General features: G+C 47.0%; 6 protein-coding genes. All 6 read right to left on the bottom strand.

Going from position 1 to position 13,606, the window contains the following annotated elements; translation table 11 throughout:
- Positions 1 to 158: 158 nt before the first annotated feature.
- A complete protein-coding gene (locus HQN90_RS03775) occupies positions 159 to 1,934 on the bottom strand; it encodes a sensor histidine kinase (protein ID WP_173216546.1) in 1,776 nt (591 codons plus the stop codon).
- A 150-nt stretch (positions 1,935 to 2,084) separates the two neighbouring features.
- Positions 2,085 to 2,966 carry a carbohydrate ABC transporter permease gene (locus HQN90_RS03770; RefSeq protein ID WP_173216545.1) on the bottom strand — a complete coding sequence of 294 codons (882 nt, stop codon included), beginning with the start codon at positions 2,964 to 2,966 and terminating at the stop codon, positions 2,085 to 2,087.
- Positions 2,963 to 3,874 (bottom strand): carbohydrate ABC transporter permease, encoded by a 912-nt coding sequence (locus HQN90_RS03765; RefSeq protein ID WP_246362058.1) that lies wholly within the window; start codon positions 3,872 to 3,874, stop codon positions 2,963 to 2,965. Before HQN90_RS03765 ends, HQN90_RS03770 begins: the two co-directional genes overlap by 4 nt.
- Positions 3,875 to 3,938: 64 nt before the next feature.
- On the bottom strand, positions 3,939 to 5,363 hold the full coding sequence (locus tag HQN90_RS03760; RefSeq protein ID WP_173216544.1) for an ABC transporter substrate-binding protein: 1,425 nt from the start codon (positions 5,361 to 5,363) through the stop codon (positions 3,939 to 3,941).
- A gap of 111 nt (positions 5,364 to 5,474) precedes the next feature.
- A complete protein-coding gene (locus tag HQN90_RS03755) occupies positions 5,475 to 6,797 on the bottom strand; it encodes a response regulator (protein ID WP_173216543.1) in 1,323 nt (440 codons plus the stop codon).
- A gap of 175 nt (positions 6,798 to 6,972) precedes the next feature.
- Complete coding sequence (locus HQN90_RS03750; RefSeq protein ID WP_173216542.1) at positions 6,973 to 13,521, bottom strand: S-layer homology domain-containing protein; 6,549 nt, start codon at positions 13,519 to 13,521, stop codon at positions 6,973 to 6,975.
- Between the last annotated feature and the right edge of the window lie 85 nt (positions 13,522 to 13,606).

Below are 13,606 nucleotides of genomic sequence, written 5' to 3'. Positions count from 1 at the left end.
TCCGGCCCGTCCATAGATTTGTTGAACGGCTAACCGGGCTTTTGCTCGAAACACACCATTAGATTCTGCCCGAAAGCGACAAGCCTCGCGATGACGAAGATATTTGTCAGACGATGGAATGCCTACCGGAAGAAATGGCAGCGTCCCAGATAGAAGGACTACTTCAATTCATTCTCATCCGTAATCGCCGGAAGCTCGATCCAAGCTCGCACCCCTTGGCTGCCTTCACGATGACTGTAATGCAGGCCATAGCTTTCCCCGAAGTGCAGCTGAATCCGCTTCTGAACATTAATAATGCCGAAGCCGCGGCTGCTTTCCTTCCCTTTCAGAATCGCATTCAACAAGTCGATATTCGCCTGCCGATATCCATTATCTTCCACACTAATCATCACTTTATCCTCAAGCTTGCGTACGGAAATCCACAATTCACCATCATGACTCATATTTTTGATGCCGTGCAGAATCGCATTTTCAATGACTGGTTGTAAAATCACCTTGGGAATAAGGAAATGCTTCGCTTCCTCTTCCATATCCCAATGCACTTGAAACGCATATTCGTAGCGGAAAAGCTGCAAGCGAACGTAAGCCTCCGCATGGTTGATCTCCTCCATCACCGGTATCAACAGCTTGCCTTTGCTAAGCCCGATTCGCATGATGAGGGACAAATCTTTAATCATTTCCGCCGATTCATTAGCGCCTTCCATCAAGGTATGCCAATAGACAGACTCCAGCGTGTTATACAGCAGGTGGGGATTAATTTGCGTATGCAGGATCGAAAGCTCAATCTCCTTATGCTTCAGCTCCAGCTCATATTGATCATAGATCGTTTGATTCAAACGATCCGTCATGCGGATAAATTGATTGTTCAGCAGCACGATTTCGTTTTTGCTATCCGAGTGAAGTGAAATCGCAAGCGGTCTGCCAGGGTGATACGAATTCGTAATTCGGGCTAGACGTGAAATCGGTTTAAGAATGGATTGGATAAAGTACATACTGGCCAAAATTAGAATAAGGAAATAAATAAGCATAATCCAGTCCACTAAGCGTTGCACACTAATATGATCAATAATGATGGACTGCACCGGGACGCGCATGAGCAGCTTCGTATTCGTACTTTCACTGGTGTGAAGCACGCACATATATTCATGACCGTCCTCTTTTAACTTATACACACCTTCCACTTTGCCTGTGGGGACATACGCCTTGGCACCGATCTGAAATTTCTCTGTATTCGTCGCCAAAACCACATTGTCTTGGTTCAGCATCATCACTTCACCGTCCGCATAGCGGTCAAAGGGGGTGAAATCCATTTGCAGCGGCGTCTCAATGCCGGATACAACCAAGTAGCCAATCACGGTCTCACCGTTATAGATGCTGTTTAATTGCCGAAGATAAGCGACCGTTTGCAAATTGTAGGGATTATAACCAAATTTATCAATAACGCTGATGATGCCTTTACCCTTGGCTTGGCTCACTTCTTTGTACCAAGATAGCGCATTCATATCCGTTGAATAGAAGATTCCGTTATTCAAAAGATCCGAATTCGGCACGAAGGAGTACATCTTATCTTTATCCGAGAAAAATAAGGAATAGCGAACCGCATTCGTCGAATAGTTGCTCAAATATTTATCCAAAGCTTTGAATATTTCAAAACGCTCATACTCCGATGAGGTTGAAATGCTGGCCAGCTGTTGAATTTCCTGAGAGATCATGATTTTCTCTGTTTTTTCCTCAAAATCGTTCGTTTCCCGGTCCAGCGTCAAGTGACTCCCCTGCACAAGCTGAAGAAGGGCATTGCCCACTTGCTCTTCCGTAATGGACTCCAATTTCTTCGCGACCAACAGATCCAAAACCAAAATTGGGATGACGACGAATATGATGAGCAGCACGATCAACTTTTTCATCAAATTCATATTGCGCAGCCTTTTTAGCATGTCGGCATTCCTTCCTCTCCTACCCATCACCTTAGATCAAACTTCATTCATTGCTTTCTCTATCTATGTAGCTTCGATGCTGCGGGAACAAACTCCTTTACGCAAAAGAAAACGCCGTCAGAATAAACATTCTGAGGGGCGTTCTTTTCGTTACCCTTTCACTCCGGAAACGGATAAACCGCGGATAATAAACTTTTGGAAAATAAGGAAAAAGACAATCGGCGGTGCCATCGCCATCATCAGGATGGCGAACCGCACACTCCATGGGATGACGGAAGTTGAGTAAATCACGTATCGGTAAATGCCCGTAGCCAGAGGGTACATTTCCTTCTCTGTCATCACGATGCTGGACCAATAGAATTCGTTCCAGGTAGTCGAGAAAGTTAGCATTAACAAGGTCCCGATGATCGGCATCGAAAGCGGAACCGCAATGCGGATGAAGGAGCTGAACTCGCTGGCTCCATCAATTCGTGCGGCTTCCAGAATTTCCTTGTGAATGCCATCGAAGAAGTTTTTCAGCAGCAGCATGAAATAGGCATTGGCCGCAGCCGGCAGCCAGAAAGCCCAATACGTGTTAATCATCCCTAAGCTTTGTAAATTCAGAAAGTTAGGCACGATATACGTCGCTGGCGGAATCAGCAAGGTTGAGAAGAAGAATAGCGTAACCACCCGCTTGAAAGGTACTCTTAGATGAGACAGCGCATATGCAGCCAAACCAATCAGCAGCAGCGAGCAAACAACATTTCCGACGTAGATGAAAACCGTATTCTTCAAAAAGGTTAATAACGGCAGGTCGAACCCGCTCCATGCATCTTTATAATTTGTCCAAATCCAGTTTTTCGGGAAAAAAGTCGGCGGAAAAGCGAAAAACTCTTCACGCGTTTTGAGCGATCCAAAAAAGGTGTTAAAAAAAGGATACAACGTCGTAATCGCAATCACGATCATGACCAGAATCATAAGGGTATAGCCGAATTTCACAGAACCCTTTTTCATGTCATAACCCGAAATAATGCCTCGCTCTGCTGGCTTCATGCCTTTTCCCCCCTACGTTGCATCAAGTTGTAAATAATGGATAACAGGATCAAGAAGAAGAACATTAAGCTCCCCATTGCGCTCGCCTTGCCGAAATCAAGATCGCGGAACGCTGTGTGGTTCATCCATAACAGATATGTCAGCGTCGCATTGTTAGGCCCGCCGTCCGTCATCGACAGCTGCGCCTGGAAATTCTGGGATGTTGTGATCACTTGCAATAAGAGCAAGAGCAGCATCAGCGTCTTAATACTTGGTAACGTAATGTGACGGATACGCTGCCAAACGCTTGCACCGTCGATTTCGGCAGCTTCATACACATCTCTTGGAATTCCCACAACGGCTGCAATGTAGATGAGTGTTGCCGAGCCAAAGTTTTGCCACGTTTCTAACAATACGATGGAAACCATCGCCATCTTCGGGCTGAAGAATTCCACTTTGGGAATGCCCAAGGTTTGAAACAGACTATTGATCGGACCTACAGCATCAAAGAACCACTGCCACATTCCATAAAGTACAATCGCCGGAACCGCGCTAGGCAAATAACCGATAATGCGGGCAGCGCCTTGGAACCATTTTAATTCAGAAATAATAATTGCAATCAGAGGCGGTATCCAGAAACCGAGTACAATACCTAAACCCATATAATACAAGGTGTTTTTTATCGAAGTGAATAATAAGCTGTCTTTAAAAATGCTCAGGTAGTTATCAATTCCAATAAAATGATTGCCATCCACGAAATCAATCGTGTAAAAGCTATAGAAGATTCCTTTGAAAATGGGTACCCATAAAAAGATGATAAATAAAATAATTTCCGGCAGGATGAACAATGTTCCCCACAAATACCAATTCATTTTCTTTTTGACAGCACGCTCGGCTGTGATTGGCCGTACATTCAGCTCTGTATCCATCCTGAACACTCCTTATAAAATCGGACCTAAACCGTGAAACGGCTTAGATCCGATGTTCCCGTCCCTATTCGACCTTTACTTTATCAAACACTTCAGTTTGTACTTTGTTCGAAGCTTCTTCCAACGTCTTTTTCAGATCAACGTCTTTGGTTGTGAACACTTTCTGAATCACATTAGCCAGCTCAGTGTAATATTTTTGCGCTTCATATTGCGCTTCCGGCTTGCCGTCCCAAAGGCTGATCAGTTGTGGATCATATTTGAAAACATTATCGTATTTCGCTAGTAAATCTGTATATTTTTTACCGAAGTCGGAAGAATCCTTCCAGTAGTTGATCGGTTGCGGAATGTAAACGCGATTTTTGCCTTTGCGATCTTCGATTTCTTTTTTCGTGGAATTCAAGAAATCGTCTGTGAAGTACTCGTCTGTAATCCATTTGAAAGCCACTTGCTGTTGATCCTTGTCGCTTTTCGGATTGATAACACGGTAGTTGCCGCCCAGAACACCTGTATGCTTACCGCCTTTGGTAATCGAAGGCATTGGATAGACAACGAGATCTTCTTTGCTGATACCGCCTTCATTAATCGCCGTATCTGCGGCATTTCCGCTTCCGCACATCACCATCGCACCGCGACCTTGGGAGAAAGCATTCAAGGCATCGCCATAGCCAAGTGCCCAGTTCTGCGGAATCAAGTTCTCATCTTTCAACTTTTTATAGAATTCAAGCGCTTTCAAGCCTGCGTCAGAGTTGAAAAGACCAACGACTTTGCCATTATCAAGCTTTTGGACATCTCCGCCTGCAGCATAAAGGAAATTCGTCCAGTTCCAACCGGCTTCCGGACCTTTGCCCATCGGAATAAAGCCTGCGATCCCTTTGGCCGGATCATTGATTTTTCTAGCTGCCGTCAACAGATCATCCCAAGTCCAATCCATAGGAGGAAGATCTACGCCTTTTTCCTTGAAAAGCTTTTTATTTAACGTAATGGTCATTACATAACCATCGATTGGCACACCGTAGGTTTTCCCATTAACGACAAACGGCTTGGAAAGCAAATCATTCATATCCTTGGCATGCTCCCAGCCATTGATGGAATCGGTAATGTCAGCAACCCACTTCTTATCAACGAGAACCTTGCCTTCTGTTGCATAAGTCGTATATTCCGTTGGCGCACTGTTCGATGCCATTTTGATTCCGATTTCCAGCGGGTTGTACTGCCAGTCGTCCTTCTTGAAATCAACATTCGGGAATTTCGCCTTGAAGCGGGCAATACGCTGATCCAGCTGATCATTTTTTTCCTTCTGGTCAGGCTTGAAGCCTTGCGCCGTAATTGTCACCTTTTTGGCTGCAGCCGGTGCCGTTGTCGCTGTACTGCCTGTAGTTGCCGCCGAGGTAGGCGCTGCTGTGCTCGTTGTTGTCGTGCTGGTGCCACACCCTGCTAATAGGACCGTCAGTGCAATAGCACCAAGTGCGGAAGCATTCTTCTTTCTCATGTGTAGTTCCCCTTTCAATCGTTTCATCATATGTTTTGCTGCTACAATTTAGATTATAAAGGGAATGTCTGAGGCCGACGATGTGTCGTATTACGCTAATCGTGTCACATGTTACGATCCCGTTTGTTTGATCTCTGATATATTCATCCCGAAATGTTTCTTGAAAATTTTACTGAAATGCTCTGGAGATTCATAGCCGATTTCCTCTGAAATTTCGTATCTGCGCTTATCCGTCGTAAGGATCAGCTGCCTTCCTTTCTCCATGCGAAGCTGCGTGACATAGTCCCAAATGTTGATGCCCATCACTTTTTTGAACAAATAACTCAAATAATTAGGGCTTAAATGCACCGCATCTGCGATATCCTGAAGCTTCAAGCCTTTGTCGCAAAAATGCCCTTCAATATACGTTTTCGTCTCAAATACAATGCGATTATTAGCCTCATCCACTTGCGTATGGGTTAAATTTTGTTCATTCGTCGTTTTGCCGATATCATCAATGTAGAACATGTAGTGGCCTTTATGCGTCTCGCTCCACGTCAAGCTCTCTATCGCTTCCTGATAAATAACAGGCCACTGCGTAACGCCTTCGCGTATGCGGCTAATCCCGATCTGGCATTTCACGTTGACGTATTTCTGCAAATTCGTATGAATCATCTGAGCAACCATAAGCAGTTGGTTAATGCTTTGAGTGCCACGATTCTCCTCTTCCGGTATTTGCAGCAGCAGCGAGAAGGTTGAGTTATGGGTGTTGAATACGAGATGGCGCCATTGATTGGCCGTCTCTTCAATGATATTGAGCGCTGCATATTTCAGCAAACTGCGGTCCTTCAGGGTCGCAATGGCCTGATCATGAATCCCGCCCCGATCCAAAGCCAGCTTAATAACGAGCATGCTGTAGAAGGTTCCTGTCATGCGATTGCCAAGCTTCTCCATAATGTCCGGCACCTCAGACTCATGCAGCGTAGCTGTCACAAGCTCATTCAAATAATAGTTCAGCTCAAGCGTCGTATGCTCAGGAAGTCCTCGGTAGCCCTCCCATTCGGAGAAGTGCTGCTGCTTCTCTTCCTTCTCCTGCAACAGCTTCGTGGCAACGGAGATAAGATGAGGCGGCGTGATCGGCTTCACCAAATACTCCTTCGCTCCGAAACGGATCGCTTTCTGGGCATATTCGAATTCGCCATGGGCGGATAAAATAACAATCGGAATCGTCGGATCTTCCATAAAAATATTTTCAATGAGCTCGATCCCGTTCATTTTTTCCATCTGGATATCGGTAAATACAAGATCAATCTTCTCCAAATGTATAAAATCCAAGGCTTCAAACCCGTTATATGCGATGAACACCTCAGCGATGTCCAGCTTCGACTGTTTCAATATGGACGCAACACCTTTGCAAATCATCGGTTCGTCGTCTACAACCAGAATATTAACCATAGGTCCACCTCGTCATTCTTATATGCATCATTACTATTTTAGTGTACAACGATGGCTGTGGATAGGTATTTTATTACGGTAATCATGTCCGATATTCGGGAGAATAAAGAAGAGCTGCCTGCTCCGTCCGCGAAGACAGAGCGACAGCTCCTTTCCAGTGACGCATGAAATCCGCTTAATTCATGAGATGCATGCTTTGCAGCAGGCGATGCAAAATAACGGTTGATTCGGCGCGCGTTGCGAGTGCCTGAGGCTCCAGGGTTGAGGTACTTTTCCCTTGGATAATGCCGCTAGACACCACTTGTGCGAAAGCGTCTTGAGCCCAGCTGCTGATTGAAGCAGCATCTGTGTAGGCAGCTAGCCGTCCCGAGGACACAGTCTCCGTCCCAGAAGCTGGCCGAAGCTTCCCGGCGCGTACAACCATCAAAGCCATTTCTTCTCTTGTCACGGTTTGATCAGGCTTGAACGACTGATCCTCATATCCGTTGATGAGTGCATACTCAGCAGCCGTCTGGATATCGCTGTAATACCAGTCCTTCGAGTTGACATCACGGAAGTCAGCTTTAACCGACTCACCTGCGGAAAGCCCCAGAGCACGCACTAACAAGGCTGCTAACTCAGCTCTGGTCACGCTCTGATCAGGTGCAAACGAAGAGGCTGTTTGACCGTTCACGATATGCTTCGCCGCAAGCAGCTCGATATCTTTCCTAGCCCAATGACCTGTCAGATCGCCGAAAGTCCGGGCATGTTGAATAATGGTATAGATAGAATTGCCCGTACTGTGGATAGCGGCTTCCGTCTGCCCGTTAACGGCCTTGAATTCAGCCGGGACGTATTGGAATTCACCTGTTTCGGGATGATAAATGGCTGCTGATGCTGTATTCGCATCGATCACTCGATCGAGCGTAATGGTGCGCGTCACATAGATACGGCCAAACTGCTTTAGGGTGATCGTTTGATCGCCATTCACTAAGCTAAGCTCGAAGCGGATCGGATACCCAACCAGCTCATTTTCCTGCTTGGCGGCTGCTTGCTTGATCGCAGCAAGGTCTGTCTCGTTCACTTTCTCTATTCTCACTTTCAACCTGCTCTGCGATGGATCAAGGAGCTTGGCTTCAGCGCTCAGCAATGAAGCAATATCCGCTGGAAGCTCGTAGCTTGCATTCAAGTGCTGAAGAGATACATGAGCGTCAGGAAGAGCAGAGTAAAGCTTCAATAATGCTGCAAGCGAAATCTCGAACTCCACAGCTTCGCTCGTTGAACCGCTGCTGATCGTAATCGCTTGCTGCTTGTCAGCGATTGCATCCGTAAACCATTTATCTGCAACTGATATGCGAGTTGGATTTGGTGTTGCAGATAAACCTCCTCCCCCTCCTCCTGAACCACCGCTGGAAACGGGAGGAACCGTCGGCTGATCGGGATGAATGCTCGAGAAGCCGCGCCCTGACTCAACGACTGTCAAATTCGAACCCGCGCTATTCGCCACATCTTGAATACGTGCTTGACGAATAATCACATTGTCTACATTCACAGATCCCGTTATCGTACTAGCCACTTCGAAACCATTCGTACCCGCTCCGTCAATGACATTATTCTTGAATGTCACATTGCTTACAGGGGAAGTGCCTTGAATGGAAATACCTTGATACGTATTATCCAGCATAATATTATCTTGGATAAGAACATCGCTGTCGATTGCTTTCGTATCCGCATAGACCCATATCGCGCCGAAATTCGCATGAAGTCCTGCATCGCGACTGCCTGTGCGAATGAGGGTATTGCGTTCCACACGCGTTGTTCCTCTAAATGGAGTCAGCGGGCTAAAGCGCGTCGATACCGCAATACCGCCCCCCAAGCCAATCGTATCCTGCAAAATATTGTCCTGCATCTTGTTGTCTTTGCCGCCAAACACAACCATATTATTAGACAGCCATGGCAGCTGAACCGTGTCGTAACGGAACATATTATTATCCGTATAATCATCAGGGTAAGCCCCTTTGATCACCGTGGACCACATCGCAAGTCCATCATCGCCGGCATAACGCACATGAGACTGCTCCACCATGCTGTTCTTGGTATTCGTACTGAAGTTAATGCCGTCAGCCATGAGATTGCGCATTCTTAAGCCGCCAACATAGAATTCATTCGTAAAGTTATCGCTGTTCAGCCCATAGCTCAGCTGCGGTCTTGCGATCCACATCCCTGTTTTGGTATGTTCGATCCACACCTGCTGAACGGTCGAGCCCGTTCCAAACGCACCCTCAAAAGCATTCGTGTGAGCATCATCCTTGCGCACATTGAGCTCTCCGTCGATAGCCAGATCATAGACGCCGATATGGCTGCCATTGGCAAAGAACTTGGCGCCTTTGAGCGTCGTATGCCACATGCCCGCGCCACGAATGGTCACATCATCCAAGATGAACAACTTGGTTGTATCTTCCTCGCCGTCTTTCTTATCATCGGCAATAAAGCCGCCGTTGTCATTGGCAAGTTCGAACACACCTGCCGGAATCCAGACTCCTTTGTGTTGTAACTTGGCTGCCGCAATAGCTGCCTTCAAGGCTTGCGAGTCATCCAAGCCATCACTCGCAGCAGCACCAAAATCGCTAATGGAGAGGAACCCGCTTGGCTGTGAATAAGCTTCAGGCGCTTGCTCCATTTCGACGAAATCAATCACATAGGAACTCGCGTCATTGCCGCTGTCCTTCTGAAGCTTGATGGTTGCACCGGCTTCTACATTTCCAATCAACGTATGAATTTCATCGAAGAAGCGATGGGCGCTTCCTTGACCAGGCTCATTAGACCAAGGATAATTGCCATATTCCCAAGCGTATTTGGACGTTAAATCAAGATCCTTCACCTTGACATCATTGACATATAGCCCCAGTTTAGCTTCGAGACCATTCCCATCAGCACTGTCTGGAATAGAGTAGCGCAGCACGAGTGAATTGGCCTTCTTCGCCAGCTGGAATTGCACGTACTGACCGGTTTGGTCAAGTTTCACCGCTTGCCTGCCAGATGCTTCAGCGGCCAAATCTCTGTAAATACGCGAAGGCCCGATTAGCTGGCCATTCGTCTGTCCGTGCTCTGCTTCATAGGTCGTATAGGTTTCAATGGCCCCACGGTACGCTTTATTCACGGAATCATGAACCGTCAAACGATCAATCGCAACCATCCCGCTATCCCCCGCCAAATGTTCAAAAGACACCGAGTTATAGCCTGCACGTAATGGGAGGGTGACCTCCTTCTCTTGCCAGCCGCTGCCAGCGTCCAACGTTAGCTGACTTAGGCTGAGCCCGTTAACCACAAGACTTAGCGTTTGATTCGTTGTACTGCTGTTCAAATAACGCACAGCCGCTTGATATGACGCCGCTTCTTGCGCATTGACGGCGATAATGGCTTTGGCGCCAACCGCCGAGAATTGGTCAAGATAACCTGATCCTGTAAAAGAACTGCTGCTTGCCGCGACTTGAACACCGCCGCCAACGAAAGCATATTCAGCTTCATAAATGGCATCACCGCGAACAGGTTCAAACGTCCACTCAGCCACAGCTTGTTTAGCGTCGACGACTCCCTGTTTGACAGATGAACCATCGCTAAATAAGATTTGCGGTACTGCCGCTGAGCTTATCAGCTTGTAGCCCAGGAAATCATCAATCATCCACTGGCTGTTGAGCTGATTCCGATCAGAACCGGTGCCAATAGCTCCGTCTGCCGTTGGCAGAGCTTGCAGCCAATGACCTGACGCGCGATTCTTGATTAACTTATGTCCGTTGAAATCCTGAACGATCCATTGCGCGCTGGGCGAATTATTCGGCAAAGCCGCTGTGGACACTTGCCCATTAACCTCCTGAACAGCTTCTTGCGTAGCTTTATTAATCAGTTGAATGTAGCCTGTGTCCTCTATAATCGGTGTTCCCGTATCGGTATAGCGCTGTTCTGTGAGGTCTGGCTTAACCAGCGGCAGAACAGCCTCCTCAAACGTCCATTGCAGCTTCTTCTCGTTGCCGCCTGCACTGCGTGCATACAGTCCCCGCTCCGGGTAGCCCGCATTGTTGACAACATTTAAATACTCATCATTGAAGTCTGCCTGATAACTGCGAATCCAGTATTTCCCTGCCCCTGCGATATCCTCAATAACCCATTGAGACGATTGAAAATCCGGCGCTTGGGAATAAGAAATGAATTCATACGCGGAATTCGTCGACATATAATGGCCTGTTGCCGCATTTTTGAATCGCTGAACACCATTGTCCGATTCGATAATCCAATGGGAATAGCCATCATTCGCAGCCGGCGAGCCGTACATCACGATGCCTCTGCTGTTTTCATACAAATATTGTCCATTGTCTACATTTTTAATCCGTTTCTGACCGTTTGGCAAATTAGGAGGCAGTGTAACGATTTCCATAGCAAATAAGGCGCTGTCATCATTGCCTTTCAATTTGCTCACTTTGAAATCTTGCTGGCTCACATCTGCGTACATATAGTGAGCTTGCGTCCAGCCGCTCTTCAGCTTCACATAACCTGGAATGTTTGCATCTTCTATAATCCAGTTGGCACTCTTCCAATTCACATCTATAGTTGGATACGTAATTAACGAATCTGGCGGCGAATCTTGCTCAATATGAGGAACAACATTTTCCAACGTAACGCCGGATCCGCTTTGGACATTAATCAGATACTTGTAGTTGGCATCATTTTGAGACGTATTCAGGAACCAGAGAGAAGATAGATCACTGTCCGGCTTATCGCCGTATTTCAGTACATGATCCGCATTTTCATACAAATAGAGATTTGTTGCTTTATTTTTAAAACGTATAGGCTTAGGCACACCCGCTGCTACCGGAACGAATCGCCAGTTCTTGCTTTGCCATGACGATGGAATTTCGCTGTACTCCGCATATTTAATCAAATTCTGAACGTTGATAAATTTCTGATGATTAGGATCTGTATTGGCGTCATTGCTGCTATGAATCTGCTTGGTATTGCCATTGATCGTTTCGATGACCCATACCGCACTTCTCCAGGAATCCTCAACTGGCGTCACACGCAAGTGGCCGTTAACAGGATTTTCCGTATTGATATAATGACCGGTCGCTCGGTTCTTAATCCGCTTGCGTCCAGCAAATTTCTCAATGACCCATTGTGCGCGCTGATCATCTTCTTTGACATTGCCATACTTCAAATTGCTGTCAGCATCTTCAATCAAGGCTAATGAATTCCATGCATTCGTGATTTGCACGAATTGCTCAACGCCTGCGATCACAGATGGATCTTCGAAAAGCCACTGCGCAGCGTCCGCATCGGGACTCACTAGGCTGGACTGAGCGAAACCAAGCTGATTGGAAGTATGGATATAGGCATTTCCATAAACAGTGCTTTGGACGGTGACGTAATCATCATACGTCTTCGAATTTGCAATCGACCATTGACCTGCCGTCGACCCGCTGTTCAAAGATGTGCTTAGCAAAGGAGCTGCGGGCTGGGCCTGATTCGGTTCCGTCATGTAATGACCCGTACCTACGTTGCGCAGTCTTTTCTTTCCGTTGTAATCTTCCACGACCCATTGATACACTGCCGTTGTGACCGATCCCGAGGCTATAGCGCCATATTTCACAAGGCCTTGCTCCTCATACAGATACTTATCGCTCACAGCTTCTGAGGTGTAATTAGCGATCCGAACCGGCTTGAGCTCTGAGACAAGTTCGATTCTCCACTGCGCATTCGCCCGATCCAGAACGGACCAATTATTCGAGCGTGCCGAAGTATCCTCAAACTGTGTATTCAACACGTAGATTTGACTGCCCGCATCAATTTCATCGGGATCTCCGGGGATACGATCCGTCCCTTTGGCATAAACGTTGCTAAACGTCAACCAGCCATCGGACGTTCCAGCCGCCATGAGCCATTGATTTTTCGTCGTGGCTGCCATCGGCAAGCTCTTGATCGGAGCCCATAGCGTGCCTTGCGTAATGTAATGGCCGCTTTGCTGATTCCTTAACCGCACAATGGGTACGCCGCTCCCGCCATCTTGGATATGTTCAATGACCCAATAAGTGCTTATGTCATCCATCGGCAGCTTGGCAAACTTAACTTCATTCGTTAATTTATCCTCATACAAATATTGTCCTTCTCTAAACAAGTTGGAGATCCGCACAGGAACCTCGTCAGACACGGCTTCAAGCTGCCACTGCGGACTGTCGAAAGCCGCATTGATATCGCTGCTCACCTGAGCAAAGCCAAGCTGGTCTTCTTCATGAATAAAGAAGTCCTGCGCGAGATCCGTCACGCTCCGAATCGTGATAAAGTTCTCCCCGGTCCCGTTCCTGAACTGCCACTGATCGGCAGCCGTGCTAACGGAAACCGCAGCGCTTCGCAAGGCATCTCTCCTGGCAACGCTGGTGCCCATCACGATAAAGTGGCCGGTTGAGCGGTTTTTGATCCGCTTGAAGCTGCTGTTGCCAGGTACATCCTCGATCACCCAATGAGCGGTTTGATCTGACATACTCGTAAAACCGTAACGAATAACGCCTGCTGCATCCTCGTATAAATAATTGCTCTGCCATTTGTTCTTAATTTTCACAAAAGCAGCGCCACTAGCTCCCTGTGCGCCTGTGTCATTCACCGCAGGGGCATCAACCGCCAGTGCCGCGCCATTCTGAAAAGGCAGCATAAGCAGAATCGCCATCCAAATAAGAAGCAACCGTTTCCACTTCAACATGACTCTTTAATACCTCCAATGGATAGATAAGATGAGTACCTGTCTTCCAGTATAGGAATGCGCTTTCACTTGAACAATGTGTAAT

This window comes from Paenibacillus alba (genome assembly GCF_013204855.1).
In the GTDB taxonomy this organism is placed as follows: domain Bacteria; phylum Bacillota; class Bacilli; order Paenibacillales; family NBRC-103111; genus Paenibacillus_E; species Paenibacillus_E alba.
This window is presented reverse-complemented; position numbering and strand designations above follow the sequence as displayed.

Coding starts and splice junctions, on each gene's coding strand:
- HQN90_RS03765 (WP_246362058.1), bottom strand. CDS start 3,874: ATGGATACAGAGCTGAATGTACGGCCAATCACAGCCGAGCGTGCTGTC.
- HQN90_RS03770 (WP_173216545.1), bottom strand. CDS start 2,966: ATGAAGCCAGCAGAGCGAGGCATTATTTCGGGTTATGACATGAAAAAG.
- HQN90_RS03760 (WP_173216544.1), bottom strand. CDS start 5,363: ATGAGAAAGAAGAATGCTTCCGCACTTGGTGCTATTGCACTGACGGTC.
- HQN90_RS03775 (WP_173216546.1), bottom strand. CDS start 1,934: ATGCTAAAAAGGCTGCGCAATATGAATTTGATGAAAAAGTTGATCGTG.
- HQN90_RS03755 (WP_173216543.1), bottom strand. CDS start 6,797: ATGGTTAATATTCTGGTTGTAGACGACGAACCGATGATTTGCAAAGGT.
- HQN90_RS03750 (WP_173216542.1), bottom strand. CDS start 13,521: ATGTTGAAGTGGAAACGGTTGCTTCTTATTTGGATGGCGATTCTGCTT.